The 21503-nt window shown below is 36.2% G+C and carries 19 protein-coding genes; 9 read left to right on the top strand and 10 right to left on the bottom strand.

Features of this window, described 5'->3' with window-relative positions; genetic code table 11:
• Positions 1-116 precede the first annotated feature (116 nt).
• Positions 117-1838 carry a lysine--tRNA ligase gene (gene lysS, locus ALGA_RS06610; protein ID WP_096428579.1) on the bottom strand — a complete coding sequence of 574 codons (1722 nt, stop codon included), beginning with the start codon at positions 1836-1838 and terminating at the stop codon, positions 117-119.
• A gap of 524 nt (positions 1839-2362) precedes the next feature.
• On the opposite strand from lysS, the gene lipA reads away from it, so the two are divergent.
• From lipA to ALGA_RS06590, 4 genes are all read left to right on the top strand, one after another.
• On the top strand, positions 2363-3241 hold the full coding sequence (gene lipA, locus ALGA_RS06605) for a lipoyl synthase (RefSeq protein ID WP_096428578.1): 879 nt from the start codon (positions 2363-2365) through the stop codon (positions 3239-3241).
• On the top strand, positions 3234-3938 hold the full coding sequence (gene lipB / locus ALGA_RS06600; protein ID WP_096428577.1) for a lipoyl(octanoyl) transferase LipB: 705 nt from the start codon (positions 3234-3236) through the stop codon (positions 3936-3938). The genes lipA and lipB overlap by 8 nt, the downstream gene beginning before the upstream one ends.
• 23 nt (positions 3939-3961) lie before the next feature.
• A complete protein-coding gene (gene recJ, locus ALGA_RS06595; protein ID WP_096428576.1) occupies positions 3962-5671 on the top strand; it encodes a single-stranded-DNA-specific exonuclease RecJ in 1710 nt (569 codons plus the stop codon).
• A 251-nt stretch (positions 5672-5922) separates the two neighbouring features.
• The gene (locus tag ALGA_RS06590) at positions 5923-7155 is read left to right on the top strand and encodes a uracil-xanthine permease family protein (protein ID WP_096428575.1); all 1233 of its coding nucleotides are present in this window, start codon (positions 5923-5925) and stop codon (positions 7153-7155) included.
• A 72-nt stretch (positions 7156-7227) separates the two neighbouring features.
• On the opposite strand, the gene ALGA_RS06585 is transcribed toward ALGA_RS06590, so the two are convergent.
• From ALGA_RS06585 to ybaK, 5 genes are all read right to left on the bottom strand, one after another.
• Positions 7228-8121, bottom strand: a complete 894-nt coding sequence (locus ALGA_RS06585) for a hypothetical protein (RefSeq protein WP_096428574.1) — start codon at positions 8119-8121, stop codon at positions 7228-7230.
• A 214-nt stretch (positions 8122-8335) separates the two neighbouring features.
• Complete coding sequence (locus ALGA_RS06580) at positions 8336-9658, bottom strand: NCS2 family permease (RefSeq protein WP_096428573.1); 1323 nt, start codon at positions 9656-9658, stop codon at positions 8336-8338.
• Positions 9659-9689: 31 nt separating this feature from the next.
• Positions 9690-10370, bottom strand: coding sequence for a DUF5020 family protein (locus tag ALGA_RS06575; RefSeq protein ID WP_096428572.1), 681 nt, complete (start codon positions 10368-10370; stop codon positions 9690-9692).
• 57 nt (positions 10371-10427) lie between these two features.
• A complete protein-coding gene (locus ALGA_RS06570; RefSeq protein WP_096428571.1) occupies positions 10428-11066 on the bottom strand; it encodes an HAD family hydrolase in 639 nt (212 codons plus the stop codon).
• A complete protein-coding gene (gene ybaK, locus ALGA_RS06565) occupies positions 11063-11551 on the bottom strand; it encodes a Cys-tRNA(Pro) deacylase (protein WP_096428570.1) in 489 nt (162 codons plus the stop codon). Before ybaK ends, ALGA_RS06570 begins: the two co-directional genes overlap by 4 nt.
• 366 nt (positions 11552-11917) lie before the next feature.
• Between ybaK and ALGA_RS06560 the strand changes: the two genes are divergently transcribed.
• Positions 11918-12823 carry an RluA family pseudouridine synthase gene (locus ALGA_RS06560; protein WP_096428569.1) on the top strand — a complete coding sequence of 302 codons (906 nt, stop codon included), beginning with the start codon at positions 11918-11920 and terminating at the stop codon, positions 12821-12823.
• On the opposite strand, the gene ALGA_RS06555 is transcribed toward ALGA_RS06560, so the two are convergent.
• The 4 genes from ALGA_RS06555 to purE form a co-directional block, all read right to left on the bottom strand.
• Entirely contained in the window at positions 12824-13297 is a 474-nt protein-coding gene (locus tag ALGA_RS06555) for a PaaI family thioesterase (RefSeq protein WP_096428568.1), read from the bottom strand.
• A 63-nt stretch (positions 13298-13360) separates the two neighbouring features.
• Complete coding sequence (locus ALGA_RS06550; RefSeq protein WP_096428567.1) at positions 13361-15400, bottom strand: ComEA family DNA-binding protein; 2040 nt, start codon at positions 15398-15400, stop codon at positions 13361-13363.
• 9 nt (positions 15401-15409) lie between these two features.
• Positions 15410-16222 (bottom strand): PorV/PorQ family protein, encoded by an 813-nt coding sequence (locus tag ALGA_RS06545; protein ID WP_096428566.1) that lies wholly within the window; start codon positions 16220-16222, stop codon positions 15410-15412.
• 171 nt (positions 16223-16393) lie between these two features.
• Entirely contained in the window at positions 16394-16900 is a 507-nt protein-coding gene (gene purE / locus ALGA_RS06540) for a 5-(carboxyamino)imidazole ribonucleotide mutase (RefSeq protein WP_096428565.1), read from the bottom strand.
• Between the two features lie 293 nt (positions 16901-17193).
• On the opposite strand from purE, the gene hpt reads away from it, so the two are divergent.
• The 4 genes from hpt (at position 17194) to ALGA_RS06520 (ending at position 21485) form a co-directional block, all read left to right on the top strand.
• Positions 17194-17736 carry a hypoxanthine phosphoribosyltransferase gene (gene hpt, locus ALGA_RS06535; protein ID WP_096428564.1) on the top strand — a complete coding sequence of 181 codons (543 nt, stop codon included), beginning with the start codon at positions 17194-17196 and terminating at the stop codon, positions 17734-17736.
• The gene (locus tag ALGA_RS06530; protein ID WP_096428563.1) at positions 17737-18342 is read left to right on the top strand and encodes an adenylate kinase; all 606 of its coding nucleotides are present in this window, start codon (positions 17737-17739) and stop codon (positions 18340-18342) included.
• Positions 18343-18360: 18 nt separating this feature from the next.
• The gene (gene obgE / locus ALGA_RS06525) at positions 18361-19350 is read left to right on the top strand and encodes a GTPase ObgE (protein WP_096428562.1); all 990 of its coding nucleotides are present in this window, start codon (positions 18361-18363) and stop codon (positions 19348-19350) included.
• 302 nt (positions 19351-19652) lie between these two features.
• Positions 19653-21485, top strand: coding sequence for a DNA topoisomerase IV subunit B (locus tag ALGA_RS06520; protein ID WP_096428561.1), 1833 nt, complete (start codon positions 19653-19655; stop codon positions 21483-21485).
• Positions 21486-21503: the final 18 nt, after the last annotated feature.

Raw genomic sequence — 21503 nt, 5'->3', positions numbered from 1 at the left:
GATAAGTCTGCGTGATTAGAGAAATATTTCTGTAACTGTCAGATCTCTAATTTACTAAATATCGGAGGAAGGGAGAAATTCCCGACCTCCGATATGTAAATATTTTTAAGAGCTGGTTACGATAACCATGCTGCAACTTCTTCCTGACTTGGGTTTTTCAATCCCATTTTTAGTTTTTTATTCCAGCCACAAATATCTTGGTGAATTTTTGTTGACTTCTCTTCTTTTAGAGATCCTACAGTTAGAAATCCTGCTTTACGAATAATTGGCATCCATTCCGGAGCAATTCCAAGAGCAATGAATTTTTCATCGCTGTCAATAGCAACCTTTTTCTCTGGTCTCATTTGAGGGAAAAATAATACATCCTGAATAGAGTGAGAGTTAGTCATCAACATCGTTAGACGATCGATTCCAATTCCCATACCCGATGTAGGAGGCATACCATATTCAAGAGCACGAACAAAGTCCATATCAATAAACATGGCTTCATCATCACCCTTTTCACTTAATTTATTCTGATCCTGGAAACGCTCTAACTGATCAATTGGATCATTTAACTCTGAATAGGCGTTACAAAGCTCTTTTCCATTCACCATCAACTCGAAACGTTCGGTTAATTCAGGATTGTCTCTGTGTTTCTTACAAAGAGGAGACATTTCAACAGGATAATCAGTAATGAAAGTTGGCTGAATGTAATTTCCTTCACATTTCTCACCAAAGATTTCATCGATTAATTTTCCTTTACCCATGGTTTCATCCGTTTCGATATTCAGTTTTTTACAAACTTCTCGAAGTCGAACATCATCCATTCCATTGATATCAATTCCTGTAAACTCAAGAATCGAATCCATCATTGAAATACGTTTATACGGACGTTTGAAATCAATCTCCTTATCACCAACCGGAAGTTTGGTTTTTCCGTGAAGATCCATTGCAACCTTTTCAATCATTTCTTCAGTAAAGTCCATCATCCAGTTGTAATCCTTATAGGCAACATAGATTTCCATTACTGTAAACTCAGGATTGTGAGTACGATCCATTCCCTCGTTACGGAAATCTTTCGCAAACTCGTATACACCATCGAATCCACCAACGATTAATCTTTTCAGATACAGTTCATTCGCAACACGCATATACAATGGGATATCCAATGCATTGTGATGTGTTTCAAACGGACGAGCAGATGCTCCGCCAGGAATTGCCTGTAAGATTGGTGTTTCCACCTCTAAATAATCCTTGCTGTTGAAAAGCTCGCGCATCGAATTAATGACCTTCGATCTTTTCAAGAAAACATCCTTAACAGATGGATTTACAACCAGATCAACATATCGTTGACGGTAACGCATTTCCGGATCGCTAAAGGCATCGTAAATTTTCCCATCTTTTTCCTTCACGATAGGCAAGGGACGAATAGATTTTGAAAGCACAGTCATTTCGGTTGCATGAACCGAAGTTTCACCAACCTGAGTAACAAATACGTATCCCTTAATCCCAATAAAATCACCTATATCCGTCAGTTTCTTGAATACTGTGTTGTATAGAGTTTTATCTTCACTCGGGCAAATATCATCTCTGGTAATATATACCTGGATTCTTCCTTTTGAATCTTGAATTTCAAGAAAAGAAGCTTTACCCATAATTCTTCTACTCATGATTCTACCTGCAATACAAACCTCTTGAAGGTTTTTCTTTTCAGGATCGAAATCTTTCAGTATATCTGAAGAGAAGTTGTTTACATGATATTGTGCTGCAGGGAATGGATTGATACCCAAAGACTGCATTTCTTTAAGGGAATTCCTTCTAATGATTTCTTGTTCACTAAGTTCTAACGCATTCATCCTAATCTCAATAAAGTTTATTCGGATGCAAAGATAATATAATCTGTACAAATAATTAATTTCAGCAGCTTTACTTATTGGTTTTGATGTCAATCGAACAAGTAAATTACAAGATAATTCGCTGTATGTAGTTATTCGAAGCAAGTAGAATATTTTAAAAAAAGCAATTCATCTTTTCTGATCGATCAAGCTGTAATTTTCAAGTTGAAAAAAGTGTATCAACTGATGCCATTGTAAAGCGAAATATATTTGTTAACATTGCAAGATGTTAATCGTATTTAGATTAAATAAAAATAAGCAAGTACTCAAGTAAGAACCAAAAATATGAGGTATTTCATGAGAAATTAAATTGTTTCGAATACCTTTGCACTGTTTCTTATTTATTGGGAAATTTAATTTTATTGTAGTGTTTTATTGTTGGAAATCAGTTAGTTCGACGCTGTTTTTTGTTGGTTGAAAATCATCCGGAAAAAACTAAAGGGGTAAGGACATTGAATCATCAGGAAAAATTAAGGAAAAGTTAGATGAAGACAAGAAGAAAGCCAGATTGGTTGAAAATACAGTTGCCTAAGGGTGACGATTATGCATATATTAATGGAATTGTAAAGGAGAATGGCTTGCATACCATTTGTTCAAGTGGGAAATGTCCGAATGTTGGAGAATGTTGGGGAAACGGTACCGCTACATTTATGATTTTAGGAAATATTTGTACACGAGCCTGCAAATTTTGTAATGTTCCTACAGGAAAGCCTCTTGAGGCCGATTGGAAAGAACCCAAAAGATTGGCTCGTTCTATTAAGTTGATGAGCCTAAAACATGCCGTAATAACTTCTGTTGATCGGGATGATTTGGAAGATGGCGGATCGGGAATTTGGGCAGAAACCATTAAGTCTATTAAAGAAACGACTCCGGAAATCACACTTGAAGTTTTAATTCCTGATTTTAATGGAAAAGAGGAAGATATTCAACGAGTGATTGATATGAATCCGGAAGTGATTTCTCATAATTTGGAAACAGTGCGTCGATTATCACATGAAGTTCGAAGCAAAGCAAAATATGATTTGAGTCTTGAAGTCTTAAAACAAATTGCTGATTCAGGGATTGTTGCTAAATCAGGAATTATGCTTGGTTTGGGTGAAAAAGAAGAAGAGATCTATCAGGTAATGGACGACTTGATTAAGGTTGGAGTTAGAGTGATGACAATTGGTCAGTATTTGCAACCAACAAAAAATCATTTGGAAGTTCAGGAATATATAACTCCCGAGGTATTCAAAAAATATGAAACTGTTGGTTTGGAAAAAGGTTTTGCATTTATAGAAAGTTCTCCTTTGGTGCGTTCTTCCTATCATGCCGAACGCCATGTAAATGCGATAAACTTAAAACAGAGTTTAAAAGATGATTAAGACTATATTTCGCGATCTGCGATCAATTGATTATAAGGAAGCATGGGATTATCAGGAGGAATTGTTTAATGAGGTTTTAGCTTCCAAACAGGCTAATGCTGATCTTCCTACTGAGCAAAAGAATTTATCGAATAACTACCTGTTGTTTTGCGAACATCCTCATGTTTATACGCTTGGGAAAAGTGGGAAAGAACAAAATATGCTTCTGGATTTGCTCCAGTTGCAAGCAAAAGAGGCAACCTTTCATAAAATTAATCGTGGCGGTGATATAACCTATCATGGTCCGGGACAGATTGTGGGTTATCCAATCTTAAATTTGGAAACTTACGATATGGGAATAAAAAAATACATCGAAACATTGGAGCAGGCTGTAATTGACTGTATTGCCGATTACGGAATTGTAGGAACCCGATTGGATGGAGCAACCGGGGTTTGGCTAGATGTTGGAAAACCTACAGTTCGTAAGATTTGTGCTATTGGTGTTCGAATTAGCAGATGGGTAAGTATGCATGGTTTTGCATTCAATGTAAATACCGATCTTAAATATTTTGAATACATTAATCCATGTGGATTTGTTGATAAAGGAGTGACATCATTAAAAAAAGAATTGGGCAAAGAGCTTGATATTGAAGAAGTAAAACATAATTTAAAGGGCCATATCAGCAAATTGTTTGATATGACGCTTGAAATTGACTAATTTAGCTAGCCAAATTCTAGGATATGGAAAAGAGATGGGTAATCAATAAGCCGGGAGATGAAGAGACGGTGACAACACTTATGGAGTCACTTGGGGTTGACCGTTTAGTCGCTGACTTACTGGTACAACGAGGGATTACTACATTCGGTATGGCGAAGAAATTTTTTCGGCCTAGTCTTGATGATCTGCACGATCCTTTTCTAATGAAGGACATGGATAAGGCTGTTGAAAGAATTGAGACAGCAATTCAGAAGCAGGAAAGAGTCATGATTTATGGTGATTATGATGTGGATGGAACGACCTCTGTTTCTCTTGTTTATACCTATCTGAAAAAACATTTCGATTTTATAGATTATTATATTCCTGATCGTTATTCCGAAGGATATGGAGTTTCGAAAGCAGGTATCGATTATGCTGCTGACAACAAATTTAGCTTGATTATTGCCTTGGATTGTGGTATTAAAGCTGTCGATAAAATAGCTTATGCCAAAGAAAAAAATATTGATTTCATAGTATGTGATCATCACACGCCGGGTGATACTTTGCCCGAGGCTGTTGCGGTTCTGGATCCTAAAAGATTGGATTGTGATTATCCTTGTGATGCCTTATCGGGTTGTGGTGTTGGCTTTAAGTTAATGCAAGGAATGGCTCAGAAAAAGGAATGGCCATTTGAGGAGTTGATCCCATTACTGGATTTAGTGGCCGTTAGTATAGCTTCGGATATTGTTCCTATTACTGATGAAAATAGAGTGCTTGCTCATTTTGGTTTGATACAATTGAATAATTCTCCACGCTTGGGTTTAAAAACAATTTTAAATTTAGCTGGTGTTGATAAAGACTTAACTATAAACGATATCGTTTTTAAAGTTGGGCCAAGAATTAATGCTGCAGGAAGAATTCAATCCGGTAATAGAGCTGTCCAATTATTGATTGCTGACACCGAGGAATCGGCAATATTAATTGGTGATACCATTAATGTGATGAACGAAGACCGCAAGGAATTGGATCACAACATTACTGATGAAGCACTGGAAAGAGTAGCAAAAAGTAGTGTGTTGCTTGCCAAAAAAAGTACTGTTCTTTACGATCGCAACTGGCACAAAGGAGTAATAGGAATTGTTGCTTCACGAATGATTGAGAACTATTATAAGCCAACGGTAATTTTAACCGAATCGAATGGTTTTGCTACAGGTAGTGCTCGTTCTGTTGACGGATTTGATTTATACAATGCTATTTCGGAATGTAGTGATTTGCTTGAAAATTTTGGAGGTCACAAATACGCAGCAGGTTTAACCATGAAGATTGAGAACGTTGGTGAATTTCAAAAACGTTTCGAGGATTATGTGGTGAATAATATTTCGGAAGATATGTTAGTGCCTCAGGTTAAGATTGATGCAAATATAAAATTGTCTGATATTACACCTAAATTTTATCGGTTAATTAAGCAGTTTGAACCTTTTGGTCCAAAAAATATGACTCCGGTATTTGTGAGCGAACAAGTTTTGGATTACGGTTACAGTCGTCCCGTAGGAAGAAATAAAGAGCATCTCAAGCTTTCTGTTGTTGATGATATTCGCGAAGGAGACGTTAAAGCGGGTATCGCTTTTTCAATGGGTGATTTATACCCTAAAATTTCAAGTGGAGTCCCTTTTGATGTTTGTTACTCGCTTCAGGAGAATGACTATATGGGGAAAGTAGAGACCCAGTTAATGGTTCGGGATATCAAATTCTAAAAAATATATTTAATCCTGAATTTGAGTTTCTATTTGTAAGAAATGACTTCTGTTTATTCACTCTCAATAATTTTTTCCATTTCAATAAAGTTTTTTATTCGGATATCTTGAGTGTTTGACATGCTTAGGGTTATCACCTATTGTATTTGATTATAATGAGGGAGCTATCTCTCATTATCACTATTCGAATTTGTTCTTAGGGTCATCCTGATTATATTTGCGCCAATTTGTAAAAAATCTAAACCTATTTTATGATCCTATCTCAAAAAACAAGCGCACCGAACTTTGACAATCCCGCGAAAAGAATTATTATCGGGATTCAGTTCTTATTTGTTGCATTTGGCGCAACAGTACTTGTCCCGTTATTAGTTGGTATTGACCCATCAGTCGCATTATTTACAGCAGGAATCGGAACCTTGATTTTTCATTTAATCACAAAAGGTAAAGTTCCTGTTTTTTTAGGCAGTAGTTTTGCATTTATTGCCCCAATTGTAGCAGCTACAGAATTGTATGGATTACCAGGAGCTCTTTCTGGTTTGATCGCAGTAGGTGTGGTATATGGCGTTGTCTCTGCTGTTATTAAAGTATGGGGATTACGTGTTATCGAGAAAATTTTCCCTGCTATCGTCGTTGGGCCGGTAATCATGATTATTGGACTTTCATTGGCACCAGTAGCTGTGGACATGGCAAAAACAAACTGGATAATTTCCTCTGTCGCTTTATTAACGGCTGTTGTTATCGTTGTTTATAGCAAAGGAGTGATTAAGCTTATCCCAATTTTTGTGGGGATAATCGTGGGTTATATCCTTTCTGTCGTTATGGGTAAAGTTGATTTTGCTCCAATTCAAGATGCGGCATGGTTTGCACTTCCGGAATTTGTTCGTCCGGAATTAAACTGGGGTGCTGTGTTGTATATGCTTCCTGTGGCTTTTGCACCAATTATCGAACATGTAGGAGATATGTACGCAATTGGGGGAGTAGCAGGTAAGAAATTTGTAAAAGATCCTGGTTTGCACAGAACGCTTCTTGGTGATGGTGTTGCAACAGCTTTCGCTGGATTTTTTGGTGGACCGCCTAATACAACTTACTCTGAAGTAACTGGAGCTATCGCTTTAACTAAAGTAACTGATCCCAGAGTATTGAGAATTGCAGCAATTACTGCGGTTGTATTTTCTCTTATCGGAAAAGTAAGTGCATTCCTTAAAACAATCCCTCAGGCTGTTTTAGGTGGAATTATGCTATTACTATTTGGTATGATTGCCAGTATTGGAATCAAAACATTGATTGATGCCAAGACAGATTTTACCAAAACTAGAAATCAGGTGATTATTTCTATTATATTAACTGTAGGAATTGGAGGAGCACAAATTTCATATGGAACTTTCTCTTTGGCAGGAATTGGTCTTGCTTCTATGGTTGGAGTTATCTTGAACTTGATTTTGCCAGATACTTCTAAGCCGATTAAAGGAAGTAAGGAAAAATAGTGATGAATCTCATTATCATATAGATAAAAATAAAAAGCCCCAATTTGGGGCTTTCTTTTTGTCTAATACTAACTAATGCATCAAGAAACTGATTGGGTTATTTTTTTGTCTGAAAGAATATCTTCCAAATTCGAAATTGCTTATCTCGTTATTGCGAGTATAAAATCCTTTATTGTCGCACATTCCATCGCCAAAATTATAGAATACGGTTTCATCTTCAACTTGAAATTCGATTTCACCGGATAAAATGAACTCGCAAGAGCGACTTATTAACAAGGGTGTTGATATCTTTGAATTGTATTCTCTATTTTCAGAATTGATTCCATGAAATTCACCGGAAATTAAAAATTGATCATCCCAAGGGTTTTCGGGTGTAGAAAATCCTTCTACCCAGTCTTTGGTTTTTGTACCTGAAATACTGTATTCTAAACCATTTTCAGAAGTGAAAATAATACTGTCGTATGAAATAGTAAAGCTTAGCTGATCAAACTCGTTGAAGCCATTCGAAATAATTTCAATGCTACCCTCTATCTTCATATCATTAATACAAAATTCCTGAAATTGAATGAATTGGCGAGCCTGACTCGTAGTAAACTTCCCTGAAATTTCGTTGCGAATTTGTCCGCGTTTTAATCTGCCTAAATGATCGGTATGATTGCTCGATCCATAATCGATACTTATGATTTTTGTGGATGTTTGAGATTCTTCGTCAACACTTACTTCTATAGCTGGAATTGAATCTTGTTTAGTGTTATCCTTACTATTTGCGCCATAATCGGCTGCGATTACATTTTTCTCTACCTCGCAAAGTAGGTCTTCTAAAATGCAATTGACCATGGCATTTTCTTCAATATTCACCGCGTTGGTAATTTGAATATCCATATTTATTTCATCTTCAGATGTTGAACATGACAATGTGCCTAGTAAAATAAGAAATCCCCAACCTATTAATCTCTTCGCTCTCATATCTATCTTCTTACTTGTTTCAATACATATTCTTAAACGAATAAAAAACAATAAAGTTTGGATGAAGTGACTATTAACGACTGCTAACGGCCTAAAAACGATGACAAACTGGTATCTGGAATTGACCTCGCCTCTCTGTGGTATAGGTCTGGATGGCAAAAAAAATCCCTCATACATTGTATGAGGGATGGGGAATATTTTGTGAATAGATTATTTACTCGCCGATATTGTAAACGTACTTCAATACAAATATAAAGGCAATGCAAACCATCGCAACATTTAGTTCTTTGTAACGACCTGTTAGTACTTTTAAGATTACATATGAAAGCATACCGAATGCAATACCTTCCGCGATGCTGTATGTAAGTGGCATCATGATCATGGTAAGGAAAGCTGGAATGAATTCTGAGTAATCATCAAAGTTGATTTTGGTGATTGGGCTCATCATGAAAACACCTATGATTACAAGAACTGATGAACTTGCAGCAGCAGGAATCATAGTGAATAGAGGTGTGAAGAATAAGGCCAGGAAGAACATGAATGCTACAACCAATGAGGTCATACCTGTTTTTCCACCTTCAGCCACACCAGCAGCACTTTCAACGTAAGTTGTTACAGTTGATGTTCCTAAAACAGCACCAGCAGTGGTACCAATTGCATCAGCAAAAAGAGCTTGCTTAACGCGGGGAACTCTTCCTTCTGCATCCAAAAGATCTGCTTTTGAAGCTACCCCTACAAGAGTTCCAACTGTGTCGAACATATCAACAAAAAGGAAAACAAATAGGATAGAAACAAACTTCAAGGAAAGAATTTCGTCGAATCCAACAAATTTGAAAAATATAGGCTCTAATGATGGAGGAAGACTTACAAGACCACCTTCTTTTGGAAGACTTGTAACATCTAATCCAGGAATTAATCCAACAACAGTTACAGCAAGAAGGCCAATCAGAATTGCTCCTTTTACATTACGTATTAAAAGAACACCAATTATGATGATCCCTAAAATACAAAGCAATGCACCTGGAGAATGAAGGTTACCCAAGTGTACTGGAATTCCTTGTCCTGGAACGATGATTGCAACATCTTTATGAGCCAAGCCGATAAAAGCAATAAACAAACCAATACCTACAGAAATAGCGTGCTTAATGTTGGTTGGAATTGAATTAATAATGGCTTCGCGTACATTAAAGAAAGTAAGCAAAAGGAAAATGATACCTTCAGCAAATACTGCTGTAAGTGCCAATTGCCAGCTGCATCCCATTACACCGCATACAGTGAATGCGAAAAATGCATTTAATCCCATTCCTGGAGCTAAAGCAAAAGGAAGCTTAGCAATCAAGGCCATAACTAGGGTTGCAATAACTGCTGATAATGCAGTTGCTGTCATTACTGCACCGTAATCCATACCTGCAACAGATAGGAAATATGGGTTTACAGCAAGAATATATGCCATTGTAGCAAATGTGGTTAAACCAGCGATAATCTCTGTCTTTATGGTTGAACCTTGCCCTGTGATATTAAAAAACTTATCTAACATGATTGTTTGTTTGTTTTTAATTCGGTTTGAATTAGAAATTCCATTTTAGAGCTAAAGTAGGACGAATTTTAAAGTCGTCACCAGCAAAATTGTTTGAGATCTCTACCTCGCTACCGATTGATAGGTTTTCTGTTGCGTTGTACCAGATTTGAGGCTCTGTTAAGAAAACCAGTTCGTCAGAAACACTACCAGCAGCAATAGCTTCATCGTCTCCATTTTCCGACCAAAGGTCAGCAAATCCAGAGAAAGTCATTTTTCCATCGAAGAAGTTTACATACCAAGTACCTGTGATTTGGAAGTTAGCTTCACCAGCATCTTTAATTGCTTTGTAACCTGCATAAGTTGAGAATCCAGATTTAGCACCACCTTTAGCGTAGTTAAGACCGAAAATCCAAGCATTATTAATTGTGTAACCGAAATCGCCAAAATCAGTTTCTGCGTTTCCAACACCACCATTGTACTCAACGTGAATACCAATTGGCATTTTTTCCGTCTTCAATACACGTGCAATCTCGAAATAACCTTGGTTGATTCCATTTTCCGCATCATAATCAAAATCTACGAAAGTAAAAGTGTTACCCCATTTGTCCATTTTAAACATTTCGAAAGTAGAAGTAAATTGATCTCTGTCGAAATCGCGGTGCAACTGGAAATTTTGTGCATTCACTGCGAAAGAAGCTAGAACAGCGAAGATTACAAGTAATTTTTTCATCTTAAAATGATTGTTTAGGTTTAAAAATAGTAGTTACTGAAAAATAAAAATGGTTGTTTAATTCTTTATAATATCGTTAAGATGATTGACCACAATGGGGCAACCTGTCTGTTTTAATTTTGTAATAGATTGATGTCCTGCCGCAATTAATATGCAATAACAGCCTAATTCCTGAGCAACCTCGTAATCGTGGGTTGTGTCACCTAAAAGACAAACATCTTTGGGTGCTAGCTGATTATTTTTAATCATTTGTATTCCATTCTCAATTTTCGAGCTGGCATATATGTTATCAATTCCGGAAATTTCAGAGAAAAAATTGCCTATGTTTTCAGTTTTAACCGAATGAGTTAGCATATTTTGCTCCATCGCCGATAAGATAAATTGCCTTTTACCTAAAGATGAAAAGTGAGAGAGAAGCTGTATGGCTTCAGGAAATATATTTGATTTTGGCAATAGTGATGAGTACAGAGAAATAAATTCTTTAGCGACCACATCCCATTCTTCTTTTGCAAAATCGAAGCCAATAGATTCGTAATAGTTCTTTACCGGGAAAGTAAAAACCTCTCTGTAGCTTTCCTTACTAAGTAATGGAAGCTTTCTTTTCGATAGCATTTCATTAATGCTCTGAAGACCTATTGACAGGTCGTCCAAAAGAGTTCCGTTGTAATCCCAAATTATAGCTTTGCTGTCTATCATGCTGTTTGGGATTTAAGGGTAGATATTACTCCGGTTGTTGCACCAGATACTTTAAGTAAATCTTGTGGACTTAGTTTAAGTTGTTTGCCTCTGATACCGGCGCTAATCAGGATGTTTTCGAGCTTAAGTGCACTCATATCCATAAAGATAAGGTAATCTTTTTTCATTCCTAATGGAGAACATCCACCACGAATATAGCCAGTGAGTTCCTGAATGTTTTTCATGGGAACCATAGCACATTTTTTATTGCCACTAAGAGTTGCGAATGCTTTAAGATCAAGTTCGGAGGCTCCGGGAATGCAAGCGACAATGGTGCCTGTTTTATCTCCGGTAAGGACAAGAGTTTTAAAGATAGATTGAATGTGTTGACCTGTTTTTTCGGCTACGCGTTCGGCACCCAATTCTATTGGATCCACATCATAATCGATAATCTCATATTCAATTTTCGCCCGATCTAAAATGCGGGCTGCATTTGTCTTCTTCATCCTTTTGTTTTTTGGCCGGTTCAAGAGAACAATTGTTTTTCTTGACCGGAAACTACCAGTTTCCCAGATGATACTTTACTAATAAGTCGCAAAAGTAGTAAAATTTTTAAATTTCAAGATTTTAAGTTTCTTTGTCTGCATATTGAAAAACTGATATTTGTCAGGAACAAAGGTTTGCAGGAGAGGGTAATGTTATTGTTTTAATTCAGTAAGAATTAAAATTAGATGCTGAAATGAAAGGAAATCAAATCTTTGACGTGTTTTGTTACAAAATAATGACATTTTTTTCTTGAGAATAGAAATGAATCGAATACGGTCCTGAATTTTGTTTTACCTTACATGTATAGAAACTCAAACTAAAGTATTGTGAAAGTAATTGAATCGCATATTGTTCCAGAAGGCATAGGAGAGATTCGTCTGCAGGATTATGCTCCGTCCATTTTTATTTCTATTTCATCTCATCAGGGAATGAAAAAAGCAATAAAGAAGAAAGCGGTTCTTGTTGATGGTGTTTCGGCATCAACTGGATTGTGGGTAAAACAAGGACAGCGAATTGAATTGTGTGATTTAGAGTTGCCTCCGGCAAAGGTGTATGAATTACAACTCGAAATTGTTTATGAAGATGAGCACATTGCGGTGATTAATAAACCTGCAGGGATTTCAGTAAGTGGAAATTTATTTCGTACCATACAGAGTGCTTTGCCATTTAGTTTGAAGCAATCACAACGTATTGATGCATTGCCTGTTTTTCGACCGGTTCATCGTCTGGATAATCCTACTTGTGGCTTGTTGTTGATTGCGAAAACATCTCAGGCAATTGGAGCCTTGGGAGCACAGTTTGAGAATAGGATTATCAGTAAACGCTATACCGCTGTGGTTATAGGTAGTTTGCCTGATAAAGGAAAAATTGATATGCCTGTTGATGATAAGGAAGCCGTGAGTTCATTCGCGGTAATTCGTCGAAATAATTCAATTCGTAATCAAAGCTTGAGTATGGTACACTTGTTTCCCGAGACAGGCAGAACTCACCAGTTAAGGATTCATATGGCAGGAATGGGAACTCCTATTTTAGGGGATAAATTGTATGGAAGTGAAGGTGAGATTTTGCGTAAGAAAGGAATGTTTTTATGCGCAACAGGCTTGCAGTTTACTCATCCATTTACAAACGAAAAGATGGATCTGTCGATAGATCCACCCTATAAATTCGGACGTTTTATGGAAATGGAAGAAATGCGTTGGGAGAAATACAAAGATGACATGAATCTTGTGTAATTACTCATAGAATGCTTCTATTCCTGGATACCCAAATCTTTTCTTGGCCATTTCGGTTGGGAATATCATGTATTGCACCTCGGCTTCAGAGCAAATTTTGCCGTCTTCGTCTAGTATTTCAGCATGAATGTTGGCAAATTTCTTTTCTTTAGAAATCAAGTGTGCCCGCACTGTCAGTAATCCTTTGTCAGTAAATGCAGCACCTCTGAATTTAGCATTTAAGGCAGTTGTTACACCACTGGTTTCACATTTTACAAATACCACCCAGCAGGCAATTTCATCTAGAATTGTGGTTTGAATTCCTCCGTGCAACACATTTTTAAATCCAGATAAATGAGCTTTAGGATTCCATTTTGAGATGATGAAATCACCATCTTCCATGAATTCCATTTGCAGGCCTTGTTCGTTCTTTGGAGAGCAACCGAAGCAATTTCCGTTTTCGGTCTCGATGTAAGGGTTGAGTATTTTTTTCATAATTCTTGATTTTCGGATTCGAATGTAAGAAAGGATTCTTGAATTCCGAAATTATCTTAACATTTAAAAACGAAATTTGAGCAGTAATTTAATCTCTGATTTTGAATCGCCATTGATTTCTGAGTTGCTGGAACCTATACTTGTTTGGTTTGAATATTTTGTTTGAGCGTATTTTACGTATAATTTTAAATTCCTGTTTACTTTCCAGTTGAAGTTCAAATAAAAACGATTTCCTTTTAGATAGTAAGCAGGAACTGAGTAGCCATAAAGAATATCATTTTCGTATGCGTATATTCTCGAATTATAGGATTCGGTGTCGAATAAAGCGTAACGAAGATTTATGGATATTGGTTGCTTGGTAAAATGATAGATTAAATCCTGATAAATCAGATAACCATTCTCATTTGTATTTTCTTTTTGGAAATGCGAGACTTCAATTCTGTTTCTTATTTCCCAATTCTCATTTATTTTTGCAGATAAATGCAGACGATATTGATTTTTCTTCTGAATTTCAAGACCTTTTATGATGTCGGAGCTATTGTTTACAGGTTTGTTTTCCTGTTTATATCTGAAATAAACAGAAACTAAATTGCTGGGTGTAAATTCGAGTTGAGAGAAATACTCATGTCCTTCGCTTGGCGAATTGGCGGAATATCTTAGCCAAGGGAATTTAAACTGATCGTAGTAAGCTTTTACTGTCCATTTTGGATATGGATGAAATTCAACGCCCATATAGAAACCTTCTTCATTTTGAGTTTTGCTTTGTTCTGAAAATGAATTCGAAAAAAGGGCGTGATAATCTGGGTCGTATTTTCGATAAATCAGTTCAAAATTTAATTGTGGATGAGCCTGTATGTTTGCGCCCTGCAATATTGCTCTGCCGCCAGATTTGCTTTGCGCGATTTCTCCGTATAAGTGTATTGATCGATACTGGCTTTCGTAGTAGAAACTAAGGTTTTGGTTTTTATTCCCTTTGTAATTGTAATAATTGTAGGGTGCATCTGTTCCTCTTATTTCTGGAGAGTATTTAGTTTGCAGGAATGATATTCCCATCTCAATTTTATTCAAATTGACTGATAGATAGGATCCCAATACCATTTCTTTCAAATTGTGTTTTTGATTAAACTCATTACTGTTCCGATGAAATCCTGTATTTACAATGCTGGAAATAAAGGGTGTGATTGAATCCGAATCAAGACTGCCATCTTTCTTTTTGTAGGAAGAAAATAGTGCAAGGTTCACATTTTTAAGTGGCTCTAGCAGTACTGATATCCCACGATAGAATTGATTCTCATCAGTAGATTTATAGCTTTTTATTCCTTGAGATTTGTACGCATTATGGGTTGTTAGGGAGGATTTACCACCACCTAATCCTGCCCAAAGACTTAATCCTTGTCCAAATTTCACCTGATAATCACCAAGGTTTACTTGTTTTAAAATGCTTTTGGAATTGTATTGAACGAAAGCTGTGTAGAAATCGAAACCGTTTTTGTTTTCTCCCTCAAAAAATGGTTCTCCTTTGTCTTTCTCTGATGTAAAACCAAAGGAAATTTTATTTTGAGCTGAAGTATATTGGTAGCGTGAGTAGTATTTCCATGGACTCCCAAGATATCTTGAGTTTGTGTTCTCGGTACTATAGCCTTTCTCTTTTTCAATTGTTTTTTCTGATTTTAGAAGCAGAATATGTTTTGCCTTTTTTCTTGTGTTGAGAGTATCTCGTGATATCTGTTTTAGGTTAACAAAAGGAGCGATATTTCTTATAACCGCAGACGAAAACCCGGGTATTAACTGTAATTCGTAAAGACTAAATATTTGCCCTGTGCTTTCTCTGTATTTAATGAAATTAGTGATTTGATTTTTATTGAGAATAAATAGTTTGTCCAGATCACTTTCGTTCGCATTATTTAAATTGATAGGATCAATTAAAAGCTTGTTCAATTCGTCCAATAGATTGGAATAGTCTAATTCTTCCTCGCTTTGTTCTGCAATCTCTTCAATTAAATTTTCAATTAAATCGTTTTGCGATGCAGTGTTCTGCGATGTGGATATCAGCGTAAGGCTGAGTAAACTCAAGAGAAGAATGACTTTTTTTGAGAGAATCATAAGAACAAATTAAAATGATATATTGATATCAGCAGAAGGAGAATAGCCCAATACCGGATGTCGGGAAAATGAAATGTTTGATTTTACCAATTTGTAGGAAAATCCCATTCCCATGCTAATGGAATTAGGATGATTACTCACGCCAGCTCGTAAGGATATCATTTCGCTTATTCCGTATTCGATACCAAATTTGGTTCTTATGTCGTGATCCAAATCTTTTTCAACCTCAGAAGTGATTATGGTTTGATCAGATAATTTCCACGAAAGACCAAGTCTTGCAATGCAAGGAATTTCATCTTCGTAATCTAAAGTTGTGAAATTTGTCTGGCTTGGATTGAAGATATGAAATCCCAAATGGATATCGGGGAATATTTCTGCGAGAATTCCTGCTTCAAAAGTGTATTTACTTTGAGAGCCATAAGATTGATTCAATTCTTTTCGAATTTGATCAAATTGCAATCCGGCCCAAAAGTGTTTGCCTAAAGCACGGGAATATGCAATACCAATTTTAGATTCTTTATAAAGATTGAAACCAAATTGCTTGTAAGTCATGCTAAATGTTCCAAGCTTGGTAGGATAGTTAAAGTGAAAAGCTTTGGTACTTAATTCTTTTATTTCGAACCGATTTTCGTAGTAGGCCCCAAAAGATATTTGATCCAATTTGGCCAATATTGCCTGATTGTGAAAGCCTGCCCAATTATCTAATAATGCAACACTGGAATTTCCCATGGCATGAGAACGAGCACCTGCTAAATGATTTTCATTTGTTGCGAATAAATGAATTGGGAATAATAGAAAAATTAGGAAGTAAGTTTTTTTCATTCGGTTTTTATTGATTTGGTCACATAGTTAAGGTGCGTTAGTTGTGTGTGTTGAGATGAAGCTGCAATTAGGTAGAGTAAACAAAATCATTCCAGTGTTAAATGTAATAAAAAAACCACAAAACATTATTATGTTTTGTGGTTTTTTGAAGTAAAATATTCTATCGTATTGTTAGTTGGTCTTGAAGTCGTATTTAATTGAAGCTAATTCTTCGTTAGCTTTCACCATTTTTTCTTTAAGGCTCTCTTTAAAGGCGATAACCACTTTTTGTAATTCACTATCACCAATAGCAAGTATTTGTCCGGCAAGAATACCTGCATTCATGGCTCCATTAATACCAACTGTTGCAACAGGAATTCCAGGAGGCATTTGTGCAATACTCAAAAGTGCATCCATTCCATCTAAAGATGCATTAATTGGCACTCCAATTACAGGAATAGGTGTCATAGCAGCAATTACACCAGGTAAGTGAGCTGCCATTCCTGCACCGGCAATAATCGCTTTTATTCCTCGGTCGAATGCACCTTTTGCGAATTTTTCAACTTCTTCAGGTGTTCTGTGAGCAGATAGTGCGTGAATCTCAAAAGGGATTCTGAAGTCGTTTAAGACTTTGGCGGCTTTTTCCATAACCGGAAGATCGGATGTGCTTCCCATTATGATACTTACTTTTGCTTTCATATGGTTTTATTCGTGGATTTAATAAATAGAATGACAAAAAATCGTACTTTTGCAGCAAAATTGACGGAATGGTTTTAATTCCAATATTGCTTACAACAGTTATTGTTTTTCAAGTGTAAATTTGAAAAAAAAAAATGTATGTAACACTGTGGAGTTGAAACATTTTTTATTTCTATATTTTTAGAGAGATACATATTTTATTAAGGATACTTTAGGGCATTGCCTTAAACGCCCGATATTTCAAGGGTTTCCTTGTTGGGGGAGATCGGACAACTAAGACAAAAATTGAATCAATGAAAACTGTAAAACTTCTGGATCGAGAATTTAGAGTGTCTATTCCTGCTGAGGAAATTGACAATGTAATTGCTCAAATGGCTGAAAAAATGAATAAGGATCTTGCGGGAACGAATCCTTTATTTATTTGTATTTTAAACGGATCTTTCATGTTCGCTTCGGATTTAATGAAGCAAATAACTGTTGAAAATTCTCAAATCACATTTATGAGATTGTCTTCCTACGATGGTATGGGAACAACAGGTAAGGTGAAAAAATTAATGGGTTTTACTGAGGATTTAAAAGACAGAACAGTTGTTTTGTTGGAAGATATCGTTGATACTGGAATTACCATTACAAATACATTGGATCAAATAAAGGATTACGAAGCCAAAGAAGTTTTAATCGCTACAATGTTGTTTAAGCCTGATGCTTTAATACGTGAGGTGAAGTTGAACTATGTTGGTATGGAAATACCAAATGATTTTATTGTTGGAAGAGGATTGGATTATGACGGAATGGGTAGAAACCTTCCTGATGTATATACTGTAATCGAAAAGTAAATGTTGAATATTGTTTTATTTGGACCTCCAGGTTCTGGAAAAGGAACGCAGTCCAAATTGCTTCAGGAAAAATATGGGTTGATTCATCTTTCTACGGGTGATGTGTGCCGAGAAGAGATTAAATTGGCAACACCAGAAGGATTGGAAGCAAAAAGATTGATTGATGGAGGTAATTTTTTCCCGGATAAATTGGCATATCGAATTGTTGAGAAGTTTTTAGACAGCAATATTGATGCTAAAGGCTTTGTGTACGATGGAATGCCGAGGCACGAAGGACAAATTGATGTGTTTGATGGAATGCTTGCCAAACGAAATAGTGTTGTTGATGTTGTTATTGAATTAAAAGTGGAAGAAGAAGAATTAATTCAACGACTTTTGAAAAGAGGCGAATCATCTGGGCGACCAGATGATGGAGGAAGAGAAGTGATTGAAAAGCGCCTTGGAATTTATGAAGATGTTACTGCTCCAATTGCAAAGAGATATAAAGGAAAGGGTGTTTATCACTCAATTGATGCAATCGGAACATTAGATAATGTACTTGAACGAATAAGTGTCTTGCTTGAGAAATGTATGGCAGAGAAATTGGTTTCGGTTGAAAGACAATAGAAAGAAAAATATAATATTATGGCTGGGTCTAATTTTGTTGATTACGTAAAAATATTTTGTCGTTCGGGTGGCGGAGGAACTGGGTCTACTCACCTTTTCAGAGATAAGTTGACCATGACCGGTGGTCCTGATGGTGGAAATGGTGGTCGTGGAGGACATGTTATTATACGTGCAAACAAACAGCTTTGGACTTTGGTGCATTTGAAGTTTAGTCGTCACGTTTTCTCGGGTGATGGTGGTGATGGTGGCGCAAGCCGAAGTACGGGTAAAGAAGGAGCGGATAAGGTGATTGAAGTACCATTGGGTACAATTGCCAGGGATGCTGAAACTGGTGAAGTTATTTTTGATGTAACAGATCATGGTGAAGAGAAAATATTGGTGAAAGGTGGTCGTGGAGGTTTGGGAAACTGGAATTTCCGATCTTCAACAAATCAAACACCACGTTATGCTCAAACTGGAGAAGATCGAGTTGAACGCCCTGTGATATTAGAATTAAAAGTTCTTGCTGATGTTGGTTTAGTTGGTTTTCCAAGTGTGGGTAAATCTACTTTGCTTTCTGTTGTTTCTGCAGCCAAGCCTAAAATTGCCGATTATCCTTTTACCACATTGGTTCCAAATTTAGGTATTGTGTCTTATCGTGATAATCAGTCATTTGTAATGGCCGATATTCCTGGAATTATTGAAGGTGCGCATGAAGGTCGTGGACTTGGATTGCGATTTTTGCGACACATTGAGCGAAATTCTGTACTTCTTTTTATGGTGGCTGCCGATAGTGAAGATATCCACAATGAATACAAGATTTTGTTGAACGAATTAAAGGAATTCAACCCAGAACTTCTTGACAAACAGCGTTTGTTGGCGATAACTAAGTCGGATATGCTGGATCAGGAATTGATTGATGAAATGAAGCAGGATTTACCTAAAATACCACATGTGTTTATTTCTTCAGTAGCTCAAAAAGGTCTTATGGAACTAAAAGATATGCTTTGGAAAGCGATCAATCAGTAAGAATTTTGATGGAGTACTTCCATTGAGAGAATATTTGCTTATCACACAAGCGATATTTATATAGAGCCTGCTAAATTAAAGTATTAATGTTAAGCATGATTAATTTTTTTTAATCATGCTTAATTTGTGTTTATTCTGAATTACTCCTATTTCCATTGTCTTTTCTCATTGATTTTTAATGCAATAGGAATTGTATTGGCTCTTGAATTATTCTTTAAATAAGGAGTATATCAACAGGCTGTTGATAAACTCCTTCCAAATGAATCGTTCTTTTAGCTATATTTGTAAAAACGCGATTTTTCATGACTGCAAAATATTCTGAAGACTCAATCCGTACATTAGATTGGAAAGAACACATTCGCAAACGCCCGGGTATGTATATCGGGAAGCTTGGCGATGGATCTTCTCATGATGACGGTATATACATTTTAGTGAAAGAAGTATTAGATAACTCTGTTGATGAGTTTGCTATGGGAATTGGCAAATCAATCGAAGTTAGCATTACTGATAGAATGGTGACTGTTCGTGATTACGGACGAGGTATTCCATTGGGTAAAGTGGTAGATGTTACCTCGAAAATGAATACCGGAGCAAAATACGATTCTGAAGTATTTAAAAAATCAGTAGGCCTTAATGGAGTTGGAATTAAAGCAGTAAATGCTTTGTCTGATCAATTCATTATTGAATCATTTCGCGAAGGAGAGGTGAAAAAATCTGTTTTCTCGCGAGGTGTTTTGGTTGAGGACAATGAAATTCAAGCCAGTGAGGAAAAAAACGGTGTCAAAATCGTATTTCATCCTGATGAAGAGCTGTTTTCAAACTATCGATTTATTTCAGAATACATCGATTCGCTTCTTAAAAACTACGTTTACTTAAATACAGGTCTTTCCATTTACTTTAATGGACAAAGATTCTTTTCAAAAAATGGATTGCTTGATCTTCTGAATGAAAATATGAGCACCGAAGGTTTGTATGATATTATTCATTTGAAAGGTGAGGATATTGAAGTAGCGATGACTCATGGCCGACAATATGGAGAAGAGTATTATTCTTTTGTAAATGGACAGCACACAACACAAGGAGGCACACACCTTGTAGCTTTTAGAGAAGCATTGGTTAAAGCAATTCGTGACTTTTTCAAGAAAGATTTCGATATCTCGGATATTCGAACTTCAATTATTGCGGCAATAAGTATTAAAGTTCAAGAGCCGGTTTTTGAATCTCAAACAAAAACAAAACTAGGTTCTAAAGATATTGGCCCGGAAGGACCATCAGTTCGAAATTTTATAATGGATTTCGTGACTTCAAATCTGGATAATTATCTGCATAAAAATCCAATTGTTGCAGAATCTATTTACCAGAAAATTATTGAATCGGAAAAAGAAAGAAAGGCTATTTCCGGTATTAAAAAAATGGCTAAAGATCGTGCTAAGAAAGCGAATTTGCACAATAAAAAACTTCGCGATTGTCGGGTTCACTTTAACTCAACGCACGAACAAAAGTCTGAAGCCTCAATATTTATTACCGAGGGAGATTCTGCAAGTGGATCAATAACAAAATCGAGAAGTGTAAATACACAGGCTGTTTTTAGTCTGAAAGGAAAACCATTAAATACTTATGGTCTTACTAAAAAGATCGTGTATGAAAACGAAGAATTCAATCTTTTACAGGCAGCTTTAAATATTGAGGATGGCTTAGAAGGCTTACGATACAATAATGTGATTATTGCAACGGATGCCGATGTAGATGGAATGCACATTCGTTTACTCTTAATCACCTTCTTTTTGCAATTTTTTCCTGATGTAGTTCGAAGCGGACATTTGTATATATTGCAAACCCCTTTGTTTAGGGTTCGAAACAAAAAGAAAACGATATATTGTTATTCTGAAGACGAAAGAGAAAAAGCAATGAAGAGTGTAGGTGTTAATCCTGAAATTACCCGATTTAAAGGTTTGGGTGAGATTTCTCCGGATGAATTCAAAAATTTTATTGGTAAAGAAATCCGCCTTGATCCTGTTGTGATGAAAAAGGATGATTCTGTACCCAAGATGTTGGAATTTTATATGGGAAAGAATACACCTAACCGACAAGAATTTATCATCAGTAATCTTCATATTGAAAGAGATGAAGTATAAGTTGATGCTATCTAACTC

The sequence above is a fragment of the Labilibaculum antarcticum genome (assembly GCF_002356295.1).
Lineage (GTDB): Bacteria > Bacteroidota > Bacteroidia > Bacteroidales > Marinifilaceae > Labilibaculum > Labilibaculum antarcticum.
Note: the sequence above shows the minus strand (reverse complement) of the source record. Positions and strands in the feature narration are given on the sequence as shown.

Bases quoted from the DNA above. Each gene is read 5' to 3' on its own strand.
- ALGA_RS06530 (WP_096428563.1), top strand. From the start codon at position 17,737: ATGTTGAATATTGTTTTATTTGGACCTCCAGGTTCTGGAAAAGGAACG.
- ALGA_RS06545 (WP_096428566.1), bottom strand. From the start codon at position 16,222: ATGAAAAAAACTTACTTCCTAATTTTTCTATTATTCCCAATTCATTTA.
- obgE (WP_096428562.1), top strand. From the start codon at position 18,361: ATGGCTGGGTCTAATTTTGTTGATTACGTAAAAATATTTTGTCGTTCG.
- ALGA_RS06575 (WP_096428572.1), bottom strand. From the start codon at position 10,370: ATGAAAAAATTACTTGTAATCTTCGCTGTTCTAGCTTCTTTCGCAGTG.
- ALGA_RS06550 (WP_096428567.1), bottom strand. From the start codon at position 15,400: ATGATTCTCTCAAAAAAAGTCATTCTTCTCTTGAGTTTACTCAGCCTT.
- purE (WP_096428565.1), bottom strand. From the start codon at position 16,900: ATGAAAGCAAAAGTAAGTATCATAATGGGAAGCACATCCGATCTTCCG.
- lysS (WP_096428579.1), bottom strand. From the start codon at position 1,838: ATGAATGCGTTAGAACTTAGTGAACAAGAAATCATTAGAAGGAATTCC.
- ALGA_RS06590 (WP_096428575.1), top strand. From the start codon at position 5,923: ATGATCCTATCTCAAAAAACAAGCGCACCGAACTTTGACAATCCCGCG.
- ybaK (WP_096428570.1), bottom strand. From the start codon at position 11,551: ATGAAGAAGACAAATGCAGCCCGCATTTTAGATCGGGCGAAAATTGAA.
- ALGA_RS06570 (WP_096428571.1), bottom strand. From the start codon at position 11,066: ATGATAGACAGCAAAGCTATAATTTGGGATTACAACGGAACTCTTTTG.
- ALGA_RS06585 (WP_096428574.1), bottom strand. From the start codon at position 8,121: ATGAGAGCGAAGAGATTAATAGGTTGGGGATTTCTTATTTTACTAGGC.
- ALGA_RS06520 (WP_096428561.1), top strand. From the start codon at position 19,653: ATGACTGCAAAATATTCTGAAGACTCAATCCGTACATTAGATTGGAAA.
- hpt (WP_096428564.1), top strand. From the start codon at position 17,194: ATGAAAACTGTAAAACTTCTGGATCGAGAATTTAGAGTGTCTATTCCT.
- lipA (WP_096428578.1), top strand. From the start codon at position 2,363: ATGAAGACAAGAAGAAAGCCAGATTGGTTGAAAATACAGTTGCCTAAG.
- recJ (WP_096428576.1), top strand. From the start codon at position 3,962: ATGGAAAAGAGATGGGTAATCAATAAGCCGGGAGATGAAGAGACGGTG.
- lipB (WP_096428577.1), top strand. From the start codon at position 3,234: ATGATTAAGACTATATTTCGCGATCTGCGATCAATTGATTATAAGGAA.
- ALGA_RS06555 (WP_096428568.1), bottom strand. From the start codon at position 13,297: ATGAAAAAAATACTCAACCCTTACATCGAGACCGAAAACGGAAATTGC.
- ALGA_RS06580 (WP_096428573.1), bottom strand. From the start codon at position 9,658: ATGTTAGATAAGTTTTTTAATATCACAGGGCAAGGTTCAACCATAAAG.